Source organism: Cryobacterium sp. TMT2-15-1 (assembly GCF_004402345.1).
Taxonomy (GTDB): Bacteria; Actinomycetota; Actinomycetes; order Actinomycetales; family Microbacteriaceae; genus Cryobacterium; species Cryobacterium sandaracinum.
Window position 1 is genome coordinate 48,501 of record NZ_SOGD01000056.1, and the last position, 17,693, is coordinate 66,193.

The following is a 17,693-nucleotide window of genomic DNA, read 5'->3' on the forward strand; positions in this document are numbered from 1 at the left end:
TGTGGGGAAACGGATACAACATGACGTGGGGATGGCCGGTAGGGCTGCTCATGCTCATCGCAGTCATCCTCCTTGTTGTTTGGGTTGTGCGGGCTTTTGCTGGCGGAACTGAACGCGGTGGGTTCCGCGGGACTACTCCGCTGAGCCGCGGACAAGGCGAGCGCAGTCAAGCGCGTCAAATACTCGATGATCGATTCGCGAAGGGCGAATTGAATGAAACGGAATACCGAGAACGGTTGCAGGTACTCGAGAGCTAAGGCCTGGGGTGGTCCTCCCTCGCCGAGTCCCCGGGGCGCAGTGCAGAGACCGTGCCGCCGGACGGCGATAATCAGAAGAAAAGGGGTGAGCGATGCAGAAGGTCCTGGTTGTCGACGACGAGGCGCAGATCAGGACGGTCCTGCGTGGCTACCTGGAAGCGGAAGGTTATGACGTAGCGGAGGCGGCGGACGGCGCCGAGGCACTTGCGGCACTCCGCACGGAGCCACCCGCACTCGTACTGCTGGATGTGATGCTGCCGGGGATCGACGGGCTGGAGGTTCTCCGGCAGTTGCGAGGCTTCAGCGACGCGTACGTGATCCTCGTCACGGCCAGGGCGGAGGAGGTCGACAAGCTCGTGGGGCTCGGTGTGGGTGCGGATGACTACGTGACCAAGCCCTTCAGCCCGCGCGAGGTGACGGCTCGAGTGAAGGCAATGCTCCGTCGTGACAATCGGGGTGAGCGGACCGACGGAGACGCCCTGCTTCGCTTCGATGGATTGTCCATCAAACCCGCCCACCGAGAGGTTGTGGCGAATGGAGTCTCCGTGGGGTTGTCGAGCCTGGAGTTTGACCTTCTCACCGCACTCGCAACCGAGCCCGGGCGGGTGTTTTCCCGGGCACAACTGCTGGAAAAAGTCTGGGGCTACGATTTCTACGGCGACGAACGGGTCGTCGATGTCCACATCCGCAGTTTGCGCGCGCGACTCGGCGACGATGCCGGCGATCCACACCTGATCGCCACGGTGCGGGGCGTGGGCTACAAGTTTGTGGCCGGGTCCAGATGAAGATGCGTCTCTCGCTGCGCCTGTTCATCTCCTATGCCGCTATTGCCGTGGTCGGCGGCGTGGTGGCCTATCTGACGATCTCGCTGCTTGCTCCTCGATTGTTCGAAGACCGGCTGGGAATGATGATGGACAGTGAGGGCACCGGAATGTCGATGGGGGTTATGGACGCGACCAGCGTGCGCTCCGCTTTCCTATCCGCGCTCACGACCTCGCTGATCGTCGGGGTACTGGCCAGCGTCATCGCCGCAGGTTTCGTCGCCGCGGCAGTCACGGGGCGCCTACTTCGCCCCCTCAACGCTGTGCGGGCCGCGACCAAGCTGATCGCTGCCGGAAAATACGGAGGCAGGGTCCCCGTCCCGTCCGAGCCGGAACTCGCAGCGCTGGCCAGCGACGTCAATACGCTGGCCCAGGCCCTGGCCGATACCGAGTCCCGGCGAACCCGGCTGCTCGGGGAGGTTGCGCATGAAATGCGAACCCCACTGACCGTTCTGGACGGCTACGTCGAGGGGCTGATCGATGGCGTGTTCACCGCCAGCCCCGACACATTTGCCTCCCTCAGCGAGGAACTGCGCCGCCTGCACCGCCTCTCCGATGACCTGTCCAGCCTGTCGCGGGCTCAAGAACAGCGGCTCGACCTGCATCCAGTCGATGCCGACCTGGCCGATCTTGCGCGCCGCACGGCCAACCGGCTCGCTCCGCAATTCGAAGATTCGGGCGTGACGTTGACACTCAACGTCGACACGCCGCTACCCGTGCACGTGGACCCGGACCGGATCACCCAGGTTCTGACCAACCTTTTCGGCAACGCCCTGCTCGCCACCCCGGCGGGCGGTGAGGTCACGATCACGACGCACGGCGCCGACGGCCGGGGTGAGGTCGTCGTGATCGACACGGGAGTGGGCTTGGCTGAGGAGGACACGGAGCGTGTTTTCGAGCGGTTCTACCGTGTGCCCGGACAAGCCCGCCGCTCTGCCGGATCAGGGATCGGTCTCACGATCGCCCGGGAAATAGCGCGTGCACACGGCGGGGACGTGACGGCCTCGTCGGCAGGGACAGGGCAGGGAGCCAGATTCGCGGTCGTGATACCCCTGCGCGCCGCAGCCAGATCAGGCTGAAACTCCGACGTCATTCCCTGTTCCATCAGCCAATGTGGTGGCCGTTGTGCTCTCGGGCTGTCGCGGGAGGCGCAGCCGCTTGAGCAGCAGCGCGTTGACCGCGACGATGACGCTGGAACCGGACATGGAGATGGCGGCGATTTCCGGACTGAGCCGGATACCGAACGTCGGAAAGAAAACGCCGGCGGCAATGGGGAGCGCGATCGCGTTGTAGCCGACCGCCCAGCCAAGGTTTTGGCGCATTTTACGCACGGTGCCTTTCCCGATGCGCAGGGCGATGGGGACGTCGAGGGGGTCGGACCGCATCAGGACCACGTCCGCCGTATCGATGGCGACATCCGTCCCTGCCCCGATGGCGATGCCCAGGTCCGCCTGTGCCAAGGCCGGAGCGTCGTTGACTCCGTCGCCGACCATCGCGACTCGCTTGCCGGATGCCTGCAGCTCCTTGATTTTCGCGGCCTTGTCTTCCGGGAGCACCTCGGCGATCACAACATCGATGTGGAGCATGGAGGCGATCCGCTGCGCGGTCGCCTCATTATCGCCGGTGAGCATGACGACCTCGATACCCGCTTCGTGAAGAGCGACAACGGCGGCCGCCGCGGTCTCTCGAACGGCGTCAGCCAAGGCGATGACCCCAGCGGCCTTCCCGTCGACGGCGACGAGGACCGCCGTCCGTCCGGTCGCGGCCAGCGTCTGACGCTGGGCGGACACCGGATCGATATCGATGCCCTGGGCAACCATGAGTTTGCGGTTGCCGACGAACACCTGGCGTCCTGCGACTGTGGCGCCGGCACCATGTCCCGGAACATTGCGGAACGCAGATGCTTCCAACGCAGTCGCGCCGCGCCCGACGGCGTAACTGACGACGGCTGCGGCGAGCGGATGCTCGGACTCCCGTTCCACGGCAGCGACAAGGGCCAACAACTCGACCTCATCCATCCCAACAGCAATGCAGTCCGTCACCTCTGGTTCGCCCCGGGTCAGTGTACCCGTCTTGTCCAGCACGACCGTGTCGATGCGAGCCGAAGTCTCCAACGCGGTCGCGGTCTTGAAGAGGACACCGCGTTTGGCGCCCAGACCGGTGCCGACCATAATGGCGGTCGGTGTCGCGAGGCCCAACGCATCCGGGCAGGTGATGACGACAACGGTGATCGCAAAGAGGATCGCGGTAGGAAGGCTCGCCCCGGCCAAGAGCCACGCACCCAGTGTGGCGCTGCCGCCAATGAGTGCCACGAGCACAAGCCAGAATGCCGCGCGGTCGGCTAGCCGTTGTCCGGGGGCCTTGGAATTCTGCGCTTCCTGGACGAGGGCCACGATCTGCGCAAGCGCGGTGTCGGCGCCGACCTTGGTCGCCCGCACGCGCAAGGTTCCCGTGGTGTTCACGGTGGCGCCGATCACGGTCGATCCGCTGCTCTTGGCGACGGGAAGGCTCTCCCCGGTAACCATGGATTCGTCGATGTCGGACTCGCCGTCCTCCACAATTCCGTCGGTTGGAATCTTCCCACCGGGCCGCACCAGGAGCAGGTCGCCCGGGACAACCTCCGCGGTCGGGACCTCAACCGGTTCCCCGTCGCGGATGACGAATGCCAGCGACGGTGCCAACTCGAGCAGCGTACGGATGGCGTCGTTTGCGCCGCCCCTGGCACGCATTTCAAACCAGTGGCCCAGGAGGACGAAGCTGGTCAGAACGGTCGCAGCCTCGTAGAAAACTTCCCCACCACCGGTAAGGGTGACAGACAGGCTATAGAGCCAGCCCGCTCCAACACCGACGGCTACCAGAACCATCATGTCCAGGGTTCGGGCCCGCAGCGCCCGGAAGGCCCCATCGAAAAAGATCCAAGCCGAATAGAAAATGACCGGCAGAGACAGGATCAACGCGAAAACGTCATCCCGCAGCCCGAACGGGGCAGGAACCGCGAAACCGAAAACGTCCCGGCCGATCGGCGACCACAGGGTGATCGGAACCGACAGGATCGCCGCCACCATGAACCGGTTGCGCATGTCCCGGATCATGCCGGTCATGGACATGTCGCCGGGCGCGCCACCATGCCCCATGGTCTCCTGCATGGTTCGAGGCGGTTGTCCGGTCTTCATTTCATGTTCGGTGTGGTCGGTGACGGATGACGCCATCGGATCGCAGATGTGATCGGGCACGGAGCGTCCAGCGCAGTGGTAACCGCATTCCCGGACCCATGACGCCAGATCAGTGACGGAGGTCTGCCTGGGATCGAAGGTCACGCTCGCGGTTTGCGCTACCGGATTCGCATCAACGCTCAACACGCCGGGGCGGCGGGCGAGCACCGACTCGACGATCGCTCGCGAGGATGCCCATTGAACGCCCTGCACTTCGAGGACAGTAGTTTCGGCCTCCTGAGTCATGTGAATCTTCCATTCTGAAGAATCGGTCTCACAGCGACAATCTCCGTGTCGAATACTTTCATCCTATACCCATGGGGGGTATACGATCGGCGCGATCCACCTCGTCGGTGGAAGGCTGTCGTAGGGCCTTTGGGTCGTTAATCAGGCAACGCTACTAGGGTAGATAGTATTCCGGAATGCTTCTACCGGCTCACGGCTCGCTTGTCGTTCGTTGCTCGCCGTGACGGCTTGAGGCGCACTGAACGACTACCCCTTCCGGGAGGATGCACCGCCTGAAAAAGGGGAGTGGTGCACGCCGTGTGATTGTCCAAAATACCCCAAGGGGTATGCTTGTGGCAGTGTCTATTCTCGAAATATGAGTCGAAGGAGTCGGATCATGATGTGGGGCTATGGAGGAAGTATGGGGCTGTACTGGCTCTTCGGGCTGCTGACAATTGTCGGTATCTCGTTGCTGGTCGTGCTCATGGTTCGGCTGTTTTCTGGCGATCGTAGTATCGGGCCGAAACAGGGGGGAGAGGTTGGGCCTGGCCGCGCGCGCCAGATACTGGATGAACGTTTCGCCAGGGGTGAGCTGACCGCGGAGCAGTACCGCGAACAGCGCGCAGTCCTGGGCGAGGATAAGTGGTGAAGCCTCTCAGCCGTCGAAGCGCTCTCACGCTCGGTGGCCTCGGGCTGGCGAGCACGGTTGCCGGGGGAGCGGGACTTCTCTGGAGCCAGCAGACAGCATCGCCTTTGGCCACCGGCTCAGGCTTTGGGGCGCCCTCCGGTGATTCACTGGTTCAGCCGCCCGAGCTGCGTAGCGCCGATGGCCGCCTCAAGGTCCGCCTAGATGCTGCACCGGGGGACGTGAAGATTTCCGGTCGCGGCGCCACCGTGCTGAGCTATAACGGGGGCGTGCCGGGGCCTACCCTACGCGTTCAGGCGGGCGACACGCTCAGTGTGAGCCTGCACAACGGCCTCAACGATCCGAGCAACCTGCACGTGCACGGATTGCATGTTTCTCCGTCGGACAACGGCGACAACATGTTCGTGACCGTGAAGGCCGGAGACTCATTCGACTACGAATATCAGCTGCCGCCTGATCACCCGCCAGGAGTGTACTGGTATCACCCGCACCACCACGGGTTCGTCGCCGATCAGGTCTTCGGCGGCCTTTACGGGGCCATCATTGTTGAGGACCCCACGCCCATCAGGGCAACGCGAGAGCGCGTGCTCGTCATCTCAGACATCACACTGGACAGCCTGGGCCGCATCCCTCCCGTCACGCCGATGGAACAGATGGCGGGACGGGAAGGACAACTCGTTCTGGTCAACGGGCAGGTGAATCCGGTCATGACCGCCCGTCCGGGGGAACGCGAACGTTGGCGCATCGTCAACGCCTGTGTGTCCCGGTACCTGCGGCTGCGTCTCGACGGGCAGGAGCTACAACTCCTCGGCATCGACTCGGGACGGTTCCAGACCCCCGGCGACGTCGATGAGGTAGTGCTGTTACCCGGCAACCGAGCGGACCTCCTGGTTACCGCTGTCTCAGGGACATCCATCTTCCAGACCCTGCCCTACGACCGCGGCGGCACGAACGGAATGATGGGCGGGATGATGGGCGGCGGCGCTGGACCTAGCGGGCAGGACGCTCAGAGCAACCCTCGCGGCTTTTCAGTGGCGACACTAACGGTGTCCGGTGATGCGATGACCGCCCTGTCCGCAGTCCCCGAGCAGGCCGTGCCCCCAGATCTTCGTTCGCGGCCCGTGACGGCGCGTCGCGAGCTCACGTTCGGGATGGGAGTGGGCGGGATGAGGGACGGCTCGATGATGAGTTTCACCATTAATAATGAGGTGTTCGATGCGAACAGAACAGACACCACGGTTCAGGCCGACAGCATCGAAGAATGGACCCTGACAAACACCACCCAGATGGACCACCCCCTGCACCTGCACGTGTGGCCAATGCAGCTCGTTGAGGAAAATGGCAGGGCGGTCGAGTCTGTGGTTCGGCAAGACGTTGTCAATGTTCCGGCAGGGGGACGAGTGAAGGTCCGCGTCGCCTTCGACGACTTCGCCGGACGGACTGTCTATCACTGCCACATCCTCGATCACGAGGACAACGGGATGATGGGCGTCATTGAAGCAAAGTAACAACGACTCCTGACAGGGGCTTTCCTGTGTGACCGCGGTTCACTGCGACGGGAGCCGACCTCGGCTACTACTATGAAGGATAGTAGACAAAGAAGGAGGCGCTCATGCGCACACGAATCTGGATCATCTCCCTGGCCGCTGGTGCGTTGCTTGCAGCAGGCGCCGTCGCTCCGGCCTACGCGGCCGAGGGCAGCAGCCCTCCGGCCCCGGCGGGTCAGGCCGAGGATAGCGCCCGCGGACACATGGCCGCGATGCACAGAGCGCCCGGCCTGGTGAAAATGCACGAACAGATGATGGCCGGGATGTCCGACACGACTGACATGACGGCCGGTGCACCCGGCATGGCGAAAATGCACGAGCAGATGATGGCCCATCACCCGGCTGGCGACGCTTCGTCGGAGGCTGGCAATAAAAGCCCGGAGGCGTCACGGTGAGTACGGCGCTCTATGGTCTGGCCCTCCTGGCCTGCTCAGTGGCTATGGGCTTGATGATGTGGTTCATGATGCGAGGGAAGAAGACAGCTGATGCGCCGAAGTCGCTGTCGGCGGCCGATGAAATGGAGTTGACCGTACTGCGCGCGGAGGTGGACACGCTGCATCTGCCGGATTGAGGTTTTTTCCTGCCTCAACACTTGTTCGATGGCCGTCAGTGCGGTTGCAGTGTGAGATCCGGGCTTCCGGGGGGAATGCTCAGCGTCGATCACATGGTCAAGGACTGCTCGTCCTCCGGGCACGGGTCCATTGTTCCCGCTGCGGATGCGGGGGCGATGGCGAGGAACAAGGGCAATGCGATCAACAATCCCATAGCCAAAGCAGCGACGGTTGTCTTCCCGGCGCCGAGGGGCCGAACCGGTGAAATGAGTCTCCTGACTCGGCTGGGAGCTGACTCTCCCCCAGCGCCGAGGGCCGCCGCGGGGGTCAGACCGTGTTCAGCCAGGCGCACCAGGGCGGTGGCCACTGTGGTCCGGTCGCTGTGTCTGGCCGCACTGTCATCGGCCAGCATCTCGACGAGCCGGCCGAGTTCTCTGCGTGCGGTTCGAAACGCTGTGACGCGGGGGAAGGCATGCTGCAGTGCATCGGATGCCGCGAGGATGAGGTCGTGGCGTCCTCGCAGGTGCGCCCGTTCGTGAGCCAGAACGGCGAGGAGCTGATTGTGATCCAACGCCGACAGGGCGGCGCTGGTCAAGACGACCTGGTGAATCCTGCCTGGTAGGCAGTACGCGGCGGCGGCCGGATGGTCGACGACGAGAGCGTCGTATCGGAGGTGGGGTCGCGCGATGAGGGCCAGGGCGTCCAATTGCACTTTCCTGTTACGGGCTGCGATTGCCCGGTCTGCGGCCAGGCAATAGGCGACCCGGACGAGGATGGCACTTGCGGCGGCAGCGCCGGCGGCGCTGACCACGGCACCGCCCGGCGTGGAGTATTGCGCGAGGAGGGCCATCGCGCAGGTTCGGATCCAGTCGGCGAGGTTGATGGTCCAGGGAATCGCGGGGATGGCCAGGCTCGAACCGGCAAGCAGCACCGCCAAAACAATTGAGACGCTCAGCGTTTGCCAAGCAGCGATCCCGATCCGGGGAGACCGCTCGAGCCACGACATCCGGCGCAAGAGGGCCGGCCCCAGGACGGCCAGAATCACGGCGAGGACCGTCAAAACGGCTGGAGCAATCATGGCGCGGTGCTTGTGCGACCCTGAAGGTGCTCGTCAAGGGCAAGACGGAGGCTGGCGACTTCCTCTGGCGGAATATGGTCGAGGAAGTGCAAAAGTGTCACCGAAGTGTCAGCTCCTCCGGCGAGGACTTCCCCCATGAACGCGGCAGTGTGCTGCTCACGCGTCTGCGCAGGTCGGTAAAGGTACGCACGGCCGTCCTTCTCCCGGGTCAGCAAGCCTTTGCGGCGCAGGTTGTCCATAACCGTCATTACCGTTGTGTAGGCGAGTGTGCGCTCGCGTTGGAGATCCTCCAGCACCTCGCGAACGGCGACCGGGCGCCCCCAGGACCAGATGCGATCCATGACGTGCTGTTCCAGCGTGCCGAGTGGGCGCACCATGGGTTGCTCCCTTCAACGCTCTAATAGAAACGAGAACCCCTAATCGACTACCTTCCATAGTAACGTACGGTCTCTGTTGCGCTCGCGGGTTCCTGTGCCGATCAGCCCTGGACGCCACCAGAGCAGGGTGCGCCGGGTTCGGGTGTCTGTGGGCCCTGTAGGTAGGTCTGCAGGAACAACTGCAGGCGGGGGTCATCCACGCTATCCAGTTGCAGTTGTTTTCCCCAAGCGCTGGCGATAATCGGGGCGGGGAGGTCGGGATACGGGCTCAAGAGTTCGTATGGGTTCGACTCGGCATCAGCCGTCAGAGTGTCAATCTGCTCTTGCGGCAGATCGGATCGGTAGGTGACCCACACCGCGCCATGCTCGAGCGAGTGCACGGCCCGCCAGGTGTCTACCGGCTTCGTATACACGCCACAGTTTGTCAGCTCGGCGGAATGTTCCCCGCCGACGGGGGGAAGCGTTGGAAACGCAATCTCGTTGACCACGTGGTCGCGGCTCAATCCATCAGAACTCTCCACGCCGCTGATTGGCTTGTCTGCTGCCGAACTGGCTGCGTCCTGGTTTTTCTGGTTGACGATGAAGATGGAGACAACGGTCGCCACGAGGGTGATTGCGACGACGGTGCCCAAGCCGGAGATCCAGAAGCTCCGACGCCGCTCGCCCCGCTTCAGCTCCGCTCGTGCGGCCGCGACGATCGCCTGCCGATGTGCTCTGTCCTCTGTGTTCGGGTGTTCCATTTGGACGGTCCTCTCTATTTTTGTTCTGAATTGTGATGTACGGCAACGCCCTGTCAGCTGCCGTTCGAGCCCGGCCGCCCCTGGGCGGCTACGTCGGAGCGGGACAGGTGGTGCCGCAGCTTCTTCTCCGATAGCCGCCCGTAGCTGAACATGACGTCGTCGATCAGGATTCCGGGGGCAAAGATGATGCCGTTCCGAGCGGCCAGAGCCCGGCCTGCATCGGTGTCCAAGCCGATCGTCTCGACCTGAAAGGAATAGTCCGCGGCGAGTCGGGACAGTACCAGCTTGGCTTGATCGCAGGCGTGGCACGAGGGTTGCGTCAGTACGGTGATTCGCATCAGGCGTCGGTCCGGAGAGCCTGCATCTGGGTGAGAATCTCGTCTACCGGCACGTACATGGTGAAATTCGGCGGGCCGCCGTAGTCGGCGCGCCACTCAATTTCCCCCGTCGGCCCAACCAGGATGAAGCTGTGCCCGTTGCGGGATTCACCCATCATTCCGTACTTGTTGGTCTGGTAAGTCAGGGAGACATCCAGGCGGGTATCGGCCAAAGCGACCGCCGTCAGCTTGTCGTCGGCCATTTTTTGGGCGATCAGGTCCACCGGTCCGCTGGTGATGGTGAGGAGCTGATCGACGCCGGCAGACTGCAGTTCGGTCTGGGCGGCCTCCAGATCGCGGATTTGGTCCCAGCACGGCTGGCACCCGATTCCCTCATGGAAAAAGAGCAGAACGGACTCGCCACGGTAGTCGCTGAGATTGACCGTCCCCCCGGCCGTGGAAGCGAGAGAAAAATCTGGGGCTTCCGCGCCCGGGCCGGGAGCACCCACGGCGTAGCTGACCGAGGCGGTGTCTTCCACAGCCGTGGGGGTCCCGTTCCACGTGCTGTCCATGGCCACCAGGATGGCTGCCGCAACCGCCATGATGCCCACGACCATCGTTGCCCGGCGCAACCCAGTGCTCCTGGCACGTGATTGCAGGCGTGTGCCCGGACGGCGATTCTCTCGTGATGCCATTACTGTGACTTCTCTGTCCGGGTGCGCGTATGCGCCTGGTCGGGTCGGTTGCCGGAGGCGGTCGGCGTGGCTGCGTGCTTTCGGCTGCGCAGCGCCGTCCAGACCACAGCGCCGAGAGCGGCGAAGACGGCGAGCGTCGAGACCCACCCTGGAATGAAGGCCAGGAACTGCTGGATGACGGCGGCCCAGTGCCCCAGTGCTGCGGCGAGTTCAACCTGCCACCCGTCCGGTGCCATGCCGGGTCCCTGCACTGCGAGGACGACGGTGAGCACGCCCATGGCGATCATCAGCGCGCTTGAGAGCACTGTTCCCACGGGTAGCCGCCACCGGGCTCCGGGTCCGATCGGAATGGTCGTGGACGCGAGCAGGCGACTGGCTCCCCAGTTTTTTCTGTCCCACACCAACGCCAAGGCGCACAGGGGTGCGATCATCCCGAATACGTAGGCGACGCCCACTGCGGCGGCGGCCGGGAAAGACGAAGCGGCACCGGAGAGCGCCGCCACTCCGGCGAGGACTGGGGCGCAGCACGCGCTGGCGGCACCGGAGAACACTCCGAGTCCGTACACCGAGCCGATGCTGGTTCCGCCGCCGCGTCCGGAGGGCATCGGTAGCATCATTTTCCAGCCCCCCAGGGTGGCAGCGCCCACTGCCACCATCGCGAGCCCGACGACACTGAAAATTCCAAAATGGTACTGGAATAGGATGCGGCTGAGGAAGGCAGCACCTAAAGCGATGGGGAGGATGATGGTGCCGACTCCGGCGGCGAACACCAGTGTCATGCCGAGGATCTGGCTCCGGCTGCGGAAGCTGGAAGCGAAGAACGCCGGCAACATGACGGAGGCGCAACATGGGGCCAGGAGGGCCACGACACCGCCGAGAAACGCTGCCAGAATCGTTGTCGAGAGCAAGACCTGCCCCATGAACGAGCTCCAATCAGTACGAGTTGGGAGCATCCCCAACTACTATTTGCCATAGTAGTTCAGCGTGGCTGAGCGTTCACCCTGCGGCCGACGACGGCTCCTGAGCTCGGCGGATACTGCCCTGCGTTGCTTTGCAACGCCGGCCGGGGGCTAGCCAAGGGTGATTCCTCTCACGCTCATGAAGGGTGCCGGGTCAATGCGCGCTCCGTCAACCCGAGTTTCGAAGTGCGAATGGCACCCGCTGGACGCCCCGGTCGTGCCGACGAGCGCGATCGTCTCGCCGGCGGCCACGCTCTGCCCATTGCCGACAAGGATCTGGCTGTTGTGGGCATAGCCGGTCTGCACACCGTTGCCGTGATCGAGGAGAACCCAGTTGCCGTAACTGCCGAGATAACCGGAGTAGATGACGGTGCCGCCGGTGGCCGCCGAAACCGCCTGCCCGCACCCGGCAGCGATGTCGGTGCCGTAGTGAAAGGCTCCGACACCGTCAACGGGTTTGGAGGGGCGTGGGCCGAAGGAGTCGCTGATCCATCCAGACACAGGGAGCGCCCATCCCTGGCCGCTGAGCTGACCGGAGTCGCGGTCCGCGCTCCGAGCGTTACCGCCGGTGCTGGGGGCAGCGGTTGCAGCGGTGGCCGCCGCGGCCGCGGCCGCTCGTCGTGCTTCCTCGCCCGTGGCAAAGTCAGCTTCTGTTGCCGCACGATTTTCGGTCAGGACCGCTAGCTGTGCCTGGAGGGTGCCCGAGTTCTGTTCGTGTTCGGCGAGCTTGGTCTCCAAGGCGGTGCTGGCGATAGTGGCATCGGTCAGAGCCGTCTCCGCTTTCTTGGCCAACGCGCCAAGCTCCTTCTGTGCAACTTTTGCCTGATCGGTCAGGGAGGTCGCGGAGTTACGGTCTGCTGCTGCCTGGTCATAGATCGTGCTTGAACGCTCGGTGAGCTTGCTCATGGCGCCGAGCTGGTAGAGCAGCGCGTCTGCGTTTTCTCCTTCAAGGAAAATGTTTATCGAGATGTCGGAGGCACCCGCACGCGCCAGCAAGGCCGCCAATCGGCCGGCCTGTTGCTGCGAAATATTGGCGAGCTGGGTCGCTTCATCGGCCTGGCCCTGGAGTGTCGTGGCACGGTAGGTGGCCTCGTCGAATGCGCCTTGAGCGTGCTCGTATTCAGCGCCACGGCGCGTGGCCCGGTCACGGGCCGCAGCCACCTCGGTCGTCAGCCCGGCGATGAGGTTTTTGAGCACTGTGATTTGAGTTTGCTTCGCCGTCTCGTTTGAACGGGAGGTCTCAACGTCTGGCCATGACGGGTATTCGGCTGCCGCCGCACGCGGCGCGACACCGATGATGGCGAGGAGGGAAAGAGTGGCCACCATCGTTCCAGCCCACTTCAGGAGAAGCGGGTGCCGAGGACGTGATTCAGTTTGCGTCATCGGGGCGAACTCTCTCTGTGAGCCAGGCGAATGGGTCCGTCGGCTTTGAACCGCCGAGGAGAATCTCGAAATGAAGGTGTGGACCGGTGCTCTGCCCGGTGCTGCCGACGTTGCCGACGAGCTGGCCGACGAGTACGGGTTGCCCGATTTCGAGAGCCAGGGTGCCTTCCGACATATGGGCGTAAAGGCTTCTGACCAGGCGGTCGTCGATCATGTGCTCGATGATGGCGTACACGCCGAGGCCGCTGTCGTCGGTTGCCGAGACGTCCTTCACGATGCCGTCCGCGATTGCCTGGATGGGAGTGTTCACTCCGGGATTCATGTCCAGGCCCTTGTGGAAGCTTGAGCAGCCGTCGCAGGGGGCGGCACACGTGGACCGAAGTCGGTCGTGATGGGGACCCCGACTGTGAACGGCCACTGGACCGGCGAAGTCACGTCATTGACAATGGTGCTCGCCGTTTGGGCGTAGGCGCCCGGCGAGGACGGCTTCTGCATTCGGCCCACGGTGAATCCGTCGCGCAGGATGGTGACGGCGTCCGCTGCGTTGACTGGCAAATTTTGCGGTGCGTCAGGGACCGGCTGGCTCTGTTGATTCGCCGTGGCCGCTTCGGGGTTCACAGCGAGAGCGGGGAGTGAGACGCTGACGGCGAAAAGCCCGACGAAGACCATCGCCACGACGCCGAACAGTCGCTGCCGCACCGGTGGCGGAACCGGTCGGTCGGACTGCTGTCGGCGCGGTATGTGTGTCAGCCTGCGGGGTTGCCGATGACGCTGGTGTTTTTCTGCCGCCCGCAGAAGGCGACGGGATGTGTCTGGGGGAGTGTTCATGAATGGTGTTCCTTGTACCGATGGCATGGCCGAGCGGAGAAACCTCAGCGATTGTTCACGGCGGGCGAGCGCATGACAATGAGCGGGGACCGCAGGACGGTCCCCGGGTGGTGGGGGGTCCTACAGGGTGGAGAGGATGTCCTTCATGACATCGATCTCATCGGTCTGGCTCGTGACGATGTTCGACGCCATGGCCTTGGCGTCCTCGTTTTGACCTTCATCCAGTTCCAGCTCCGCCATCATGATCGCGCCCTGATGGTGGACGATCATCTGTTCCAGGTAGAGCTCGCCGGCCTGCGGGCCCGACGCATTCTCCAGGGCCATCATGTCGTCGTCGGACATCATTCCATCCATGCCGCCGGTGCTGGTCTCATCGGTGCCCCACTCGGTCAGCCAGTCTCTGAGCTGCTCAATTTCCGGTTCTTGGGCGGCTTTGATCTGCGTGGCGAGGTCAGCGATGCGCACGTCGACCTCGCCCTTGGCGAGGATGTCCTCGCTCATCTCGACGGCTTGCTCGTGGTGGGGGATCATCATCTGTGCGAAAGTCACATCAGCCGACGCGAAAGAAGCGGAGGCAGTGGGGGCGCTGGATGACCCGGACGGACTGCGGGGCTCCGTCCCGTTGGTGCAGGCGCTGAGCGTGAGCACGGCGGCGAGGGCCGCCCCTGCCAAAAGATACGTACGTGGTTTGAACATTGTTTTTCCATTCATTAGCAGACCAGAGAAACCGAGGCGCCGGCAGGGCGCAAGAAAGCCACGCGGCCACGAGGGCGCGTCGGCTGCGGTTCGGTCTAAATGCGACTGATGGAAAGAATGGTCAGATTCGGCCTGTGAATATCCAGTACCGGGCGGAGAGAGAGCCAAACGATGTCACCGCCCGCGTCGAGCAGTCGGCGGTACGTCGACGGCAACCGAGCCAACACGACCAACGATGCAATCACCAGCAGAATGGTGCAGGTCATCGCGACGATCGCACAGTCCAACAGGCAGTCGGAACAATCGACGGCTCCGAGACCGGTGTGGGCGATGACGGACATCGCCGGGACTGCGACTGCCGCGACGCCCGGGAAGACACCAGCCTGTGTGGTGTAATCGGACGCAACCTGGGTCCAACCTGTCTCGTGACCGGCATGCGTTGAGTTCATGGCCAGCACACCGAAGAGAAGTGCGGCCATGGCGACCAGCGCCACCAACCCGGACACGGGGACAGGCCGGTTGCGCGAAGCAACGTGTGCCGTGCTATCCAGCTTCATGTCACCTCCGGTTCCGTGCCTGGCGGTTCGATTCCCGCCCATACCTATCCAAGAGTATCGACTTTCACATGGTGTGATCTGTGAGATGCGATTCCACAGTTCACCCGATGGTGGCCGGATGTGCGGTGAGCGTTCCGGTAGGTATCGGGGCACCCGTCATGTTGAGTCCGCGGAAGCCGCGCAGCCGGAGGCTGTTGCTCACCACGAAAACGGATGACAGCGCCATGGCCGCGCCGGCGATCAACGGGTTGAGCAAGCCCAGCATGGCCAGCGGGATCGCCGCCACGTTGTAGGCGAAGGCCCAGAACAAGTTGGCCTTGATGGTCGCCAAGGTGCGCCGGGAGAGTCGGATCGCATCAGCTGCCGCGATGAGGTCGCTTCTGATCAGGGTCAGATCGCTGGCCTCGATGGCGACATCCGTTCCCGATCCCATCGCAATGCCCAGGTCAGCGGTGGCCAGTGCCACAGCATCGTTCACGCCGTCGCCGACCATGGCAACCACATGTCCCGCGCTCTGTAGCTCGCGGATGATTTGCGCTTTCTCAGCCGGCAGCACACCGGCACGAACGTCGCTGATGCCGACCTCAGCCGCAACGAAGGCCGCGACGGTCTCGTTGTCGCCGGTGAGGAGCACCGGCTGCAGGCCCAGGCGACGAAATTCCCCGATCGCGCCGGCGCTGGTGTCTTTGACGACGTCAGAGACGGCGAGGATACCCCTGGCCTGGCCGTCCCAGGCGACGGCGACCGCGGTTCGTCCCTGCGCCTCGAAGGCGGCCAAGGCAGCCTGGAGCTCGGACGGAAGTGGGATAGTCCACTGTTCCGTCAGCCAGCGTGGACGCCCCACGAGAACGACCCGACCGGCTACCAGGGCTTGAACGCCGAGACCGTCCGTCGAAGCGAAGGACTCGGGTGGCGGTAGTTCGCCAGCGCGTTCCCGGGCACCAGACACAATTGCTTGGGCGATGGGATGTTCGGAACCCGTCTCCGCTGCCCCGGCGAGGTGAAGCAGGAGCTGCTCGTCTCCACCAGCGACAGGAACGGCCGCCACGAGCGTCATCCGGCCGGTCGTGACCGTGCCGGTCTTGTCGAGCACGATGGTGTCTACCCGGCGGGTTGATTCGAGAATCTGGGGTCCCTTGATCAGGATGCCCAGCTGCGCTCCACGCCCGGTGCCCACGAGCAGAGCGGTAGGGGTCGCCAAGCCGAGCGCGCACGGGCACGCGATGATGAGCGTTGCCACGGCCGCGGTGAATGCGACGACGGTGCCTGCCCCGAGCAGCAGCCAGACCACAAGGGTGGCCAGCGACAACCCGATCACGATCGGGACGAAGATCGCTGAGACCCGGTCGGCGAGGCGCTGTACCTCGGCCTTGCCGGTCTGCGCCTGTTCGACCAAGCGGCCTAGCTGGGCGAGCTGCGTGTCCGCGCCAACGCGGGTGGCCCGCACGACCAGGCGACCACCTGAGTTCAGGGTGGCGCCGACCACGGCCGCGCCGGGCCCGACTTCGACCGGAACGGATTCGCCGGTGAGCATGCTGACGTCGATCGCCGAGTTTCCTTCTATCACGGTGCCGTCCGTGGCGATCTTCTCGCCGGGACGGACGACGAACTGGTCGCCGACGACCAGGGACGCGGTGGGGACGGTGGTCTCGACACCATCCCGCAGAAGGGTCGTCTCTTTCGCCCCGAGTTCGAGCAGCGCCTTCAGCGCGGCACCAGACTGTTTCTTCGCACGGGCCTCGAAGTAACGGCCAGCCAGAATGAACACCGTGACGGCGGATGCGACCTCCAGGTAGATTTCATCGGCACCGCTTCCCGGGGTGGCGGTGAAGGTGAAGGCCATGGTCATGCCCGGGACTCCAGCCATTCCCAGAAAGAGGGCGTAGAGCGACCAGCCGAGTGCGGCGAGCACTCCGATACTGATCAGGGTGTCCATAGTCGCAGCACCGTGGCGCACATTCACCCAGGCAGCGCGATGGAACGGCCATGCTCCCCAGACAGCGACCGGGGCGGCAAGGGTGAGAGCCAGCCATTGCCAGTTGGTGAATTGCAGCGGGGGGATCATCGAGAGTAGCAGCACGGGGGTGGCGAGCACGGCGGACAGGATCAGACGCTGGCGCAGGCTGGCCACTTCGCGGTCTTGGTCCGTGGGCACATCGAGTGTCGGCACCTCAGGCGGTTTCGGACGTGCCGCCGTGTATCCGGTCTCCTCAATCACCGCAATGGCATCCTCAACCGTCGTGCCGTCAGGGATGAGGACACTGGCCTTCTCGGTGGCGTAGTTCACCGATGCCTCGACCCCGGGCATTCGGTTGAGTTTTTTTTCAATGCGCGCCGCGCAGGAGGCGCAGGTCATGCCGCCGACGAGAAGGTCGACCTGCTCTCCACTCATCGTGTCGCCGTGACCAGTTCGTAGCCTGCCTCATCGATGGCGGCGGCCACAGCGGCGGGATCGAGAGGTCCGGAGCTGGAGACGGTGACCACGGAGACGCCGCCCGGAACAAGGTCAACCTCCACGGCTTCGGCTCCGGCGACCTGGCCCACTTCGGCCGTCACGCTCTTCACACAGTGTGAGCAGGTCATTCCCGACACCCGGAAAGAGGTGGTCATGCCGGTGCGTTCTGCGCTGCGCTCGGATGTGTGCTCGTGCGACCCGCACCTACACGAAGAGTCAGTAAGGCCAAGGTCGTTCTTATTCAACGTCGACATAGTATTCGCGATTCCTTTCGTTCCTCGGCGATCAAAGCAACCGTCGGGACGTACCCCCAGGGGATACACCCACGGTATACCCCAGGGGGGTACTC

Annotated in this window: 19 protein-coding genes; 6 read left to right on the forward strand and 13 right to left on the reverse strand. The window is 64.0% G+C overall.

Going from position 1 to position 17,693, the window contains the following annotated elements:
• The first annotated feature begins 349 nt into the window (after positions 1-349).
• Entirely contained in the window at positions 350-1,042 is a 693-nt protein-coding gene (locus tag E3O62_RS15030; protein WP_134399030.1) for a response regulator transcription factor, read from the forward strand.
• Positions 1,039-2,157: a cell wall metabolism sensor histidine kinase WalK gene (locus tag E3O62_RS15035; protein ID WP_134399031.1), complete on the forward strand. Its 1,119-nt coding sequence runs from the start codon at positions 1,039-1,041 to the stop codon at positions 2,155-2,157. The genes E3O62_RS15030 and E3O62_RS15035 overlap by 4 nt, the downstream gene beginning before the upstream one ends.
• Here the strand turns inward: E3O62_RS15035 and E3O62_RS15040 are convergent.
• On the reverse strand, positions 2,149-4,536 hold the full coding sequence (locus tag E3O62_RS15040) for a cation-translocating P-type ATPase (protein ID WP_134399032.1): 2,388 nt from the start codon (positions 4,534-4,536) through the stop codon (positions 2,149-2,151). The two genes, E3O62_RS15035 and E3O62_RS15040, sit on opposite strands and share 9 nt — an antisense overlap.
• A gap of 376 nt (positions 4,537-4,912) precedes the next feature.
• Here E3O62_RS15040 and E3O62_RS15045 point away from each other — a divergent pair, with 376 nt between their 5' ends.
• From E3O62_RS15045 to E3O62_RS15060, 4 genes are all read left to right on the forward strand, one after another.
• On the forward strand, positions 4,913-5,164 hold the full coding sequence (locus tag E3O62_RS15045) for an SHOCT domain-containing protein (RefSeq protein ID WP_134399033.1): 252 nt from the start codon (positions 4,913-4,915) through the stop codon (positions 5,162-5,164).
• Positions 5,161-6,669, forward strand: a complete 1,509-nt coding sequence (locus E3O62_RS15050) for a multicopper oxidase family protein (protein WP_134399055.1) — start codon at positions 5,161-5,163, stop codon at positions 6,667-6,669. Before E3O62_RS15045 ends, E3O62_RS15050 begins: the two co-directional genes overlap by 4 nt.
• A 104-nt stretch (positions 6,670-6,773) precedes the next feature.
• On the forward strand, positions 6,774-7,103 hold the full coding sequence (locus E3O62_RS15055; RefSeq protein ID WP_134399034.1) for a hypothetical protein: 330 nt from the start codon (positions 6,774-6,776) through the stop codon (positions 7,101-7,103).
• Entirely contained in the window at positions 7,100-7,279 is a 180-nt protein-coding gene (locus E3O62_RS15060; RefSeq protein WP_134399035.1) for a hypothetical protein, read from the forward strand. The genes E3O62_RS15055 and E3O62_RS15060 overlap by 4 nt, the downstream gene beginning before the upstream one ends.
• A gap of 89 nt (positions 7,280-7,368) precedes the next feature.
• Here the strand turns inward: E3O62_RS15060 and E3O62_RS15065 are convergent, their stop codons facing one another.
• The 12 genes from E3O62_RS15065 to E3O62_RS15120 form a co-directional block, all read right to left on the reverse strand.
• The gene (locus E3O62_RS15065) at positions 7,369-8,337 is read right to left on the reverse strand and encodes a M56 family metallopeptidase (RefSeq protein ID WP_134399036.1); all 969 of its coding nucleotides are present in this window, start codon (positions 8,335-8,337) and stop codon (positions 7,369-7,371) included.
• Entirely contained in the window at positions 8,334-8,714 is a 381-nt protein-coding gene (locus E3O62_RS15070) for a BlaI/MecI/CopY family transcriptional regulator (RefSeq protein WP_104171636.1), read from the reverse strand. The genes E3O62_RS15065 and E3O62_RS15070 overlap by 4 nt, the downstream gene beginning before the upstream one ends.
• A gap of 101 nt (positions 8,715-8,815) precedes the next feature.
• A complete protein-coding gene (locus tag E3O62_RS15075; protein ID WP_134399037.1) occupies positions 8,816-9,454 on the reverse strand; it encodes a DUF3105 domain-containing protein in 639 nt (212 codons plus the stop codon).
• 53 nt (positions 9,455-9,507) lie between these two features.
• Entirely contained in the window at positions 9,508-9,792 is a 285-nt protein-coding gene (locus E3O62_RS15080; RefSeq protein WP_134394196.1) for a thioredoxin family protein, read from the reverse strand.
• Complete coding sequence (locus tag E3O62_RS15085; protein ID WP_304990603.1) at positions 9,792-10,373, reverse strand: redoxin domain-containing protein; 582 nt, start codon at positions 10,371-10,373, stop codon at positions 9,792-9,794. Before E3O62_RS15085 ends, E3O62_RS15080 begins: the two co-directional genes overlap by 1 nt.
• Positions 10,374-10,465: 92 nt before the next feature.
• Positions 10,466-11,386, reverse strand: coding sequence for a cytochrome c biogenesis CcdA family protein (locus E3O62_RS15090; protein WP_134399039.1), 921 nt, complete (start codon positions 11,384-11,386; stop codon positions 10,466-10,468).
• 150 nt (positions 11,387-11,536) lie between these two features.
• Positions 11,537-12,751: a M23 family metallopeptidase gene (locus E3O62_RS15095; RefSeq protein WP_166786509.1), complete on the reverse strand. Its 1,215-nt coding sequence runs from the start codon at positions 12,749-12,751 to the stop codon at positions 11,537-11,539.
• 43 nt (positions 12,752-12,794) lie between these two features.
• Positions 12,795-13,226: a M23 family metallopeptidase gene (locus E3O62_RS15100; RefSeq protein ID WP_255573889.1), complete on the reverse strand. Its 432-nt coding sequence runs from the start codon at positions 13,224-13,226 to the stop codon at positions 12,795-12,797.
• 530 nt (positions 13,227-13,756) lie between these two features.
• Positions 13,757-14,347, reverse strand: a complete 591-nt coding sequence (locus tag E3O62_RS15105) for a DUF305 domain-containing protein (RefSeq protein ID WP_241973534.1) — start codon at positions 14,345-14,347, stop codon at positions 13,757-13,759.
• 80 nt (positions 14,348-14,427) lie between these two features.
• Positions 14,428-14,889 carry a hypothetical protein gene (locus E3O62_RS15110; protein WP_134399042.1) on the reverse strand — a complete coding sequence of 154 codons (462 nt, stop codon included), beginning with the start codon at positions 14,887-14,889 and terminating at the stop codon, positions 14,428-14,430.
• Between the two features lie 100 nt (positions 14,890-14,989).
• Positions 14,990-17,281 (reverse strand): cation-translocating P-type ATPase, encoded by a 2,292-nt coding sequence (locus E3O62_RS15115; RefSeq protein ID WP_134399043.1) that lies wholly within the window; start codon positions 17,279-17,281, stop codon positions 14,990-14,992.
• Positions 17,278-17,499 carry a heavy-metal-associated domain-containing protein gene (locus E3O62_RS15120; RefSeq protein ID WP_198413809.1) on the reverse strand — a complete coding sequence of 74 codons (222 nt, stop codon included), beginning with the start codon at positions 17,497-17,499 and terminating at the stop codon, positions 17,278-17,280. The genes E3O62_RS15115 and E3O62_RS15120 overlap by 4 nt, the downstream gene beginning before the upstream one ends.
• Positions 17,500-17,693 lie beyond the last annotated feature (194 nt).

Coding starts and splice junctions, on each gene's coding strand:
- E3O62_RS15115 (WP_134399043.1), bottom strand. CDS start 17,281: ATGAGTGGAGAGCAGGTCGACCTTCTCGTCGGCGGCATGACCTGCGCC.
- E3O62_RS15120 (WP_198413809.1), bottom strand. CDS start 17,499: ATGACCACCTCTTTCCGGGTGTCGGGAATGACCTGCTCACACTGTGTG.
- E3O62_RS15105 (WP_241973534.1), bottom strand. CDS start 14,347: ATGAATGGAAAAACAATGTTCAAACCACGTACGTATCTTTTGGCAGGG.
- E3O62_RS15095 (WP_166786509.1), bottom strand. CDS start 12,751: ATGGTGGCCACTCTTTCCCTCCTCGCCATCATCGGTGTCGCGCCGCGT.
- E3O62_RS15090 (WP_134399039.1), bottom strand. CDS start 11,386: ATGGGGCAGGTCTTGCTCTCGACAACGATTCTGGCAGCGTTTCTCGGC.
- E3O62_RS15065 (WP_134399036.1), bottom strand. CDS start 8,337: ATGATTGCTCCAGCCGTTTTGACGGTCCTCGCCGTGATTCTGGCCGTC.
- E3O62_RS15075 (WP_134399037.1), bottom strand. CDS start 9,454: ATGGAACACCCGAACACAGAGGACAGAGCACATCGGCAGGCGATCGTC.
- E3O62_RS15055 (WP_134399034.1), top strand. CDS start 6,774: ATGCGCACACGAATCTGGATCATCTCCCTGGCCGCTGGTGCGTTGCTT.
- E3O62_RS15040 (WP_134399032.1), bottom strand. CDS start 4,536: ATGACTCAGGAGGCCGAAACTACTGTCCTCGAAGTGCAGGGCGTTCAA.
- E3O62_RS15080 (WP_134394196.1), bottom strand. CDS start 9,792: ATGCGAATCACCGTACTGACGCAACCCTCGTGCCACGCCTGCGATCAA.
- E3O62_RS15110 (WP_134399042.1), bottom strand. CDS start 14,889: ATGAAGCTGGATAGCACGGCACACGTTGCTTCGCGCAACCGGCCTGTC.
- E3O62_RS15085 (WP_304990603.1), bottom strand. CDS start 10,373: ATGGCGGTTGCGGCAGCCATCCTGGTGGCCATGGACAGCACGTGGAAC.
- E3O62_RS15030 (WP_134399030.1), top strand. CDS start 350: ATGCAGAAGGTCCTGGTTGTCGACGACGAGGCGCAGATCAGGACGGTC.
- E3O62_RS15070 (WP_104171636.1), bottom strand. CDS start 8,714: ATGGTGCGCCCACTCGGCACGCTGGAACAGCACGTCATGGATCGCATC.
- E3O62_RS15035 (WP_134399031.1), top strand. CDS start 1,039: ATGAAGATGCGTCTCTCGCTGCGCCTGTTCATCTCCTATGCCGCTATT.
- E3O62_RS15045 (WP_134399033.1), top strand. CDS start 4,913: ATGATGTGGGGCTATGGAGGAAGTATGGGGCTGTACTGGCTCTTCGGG.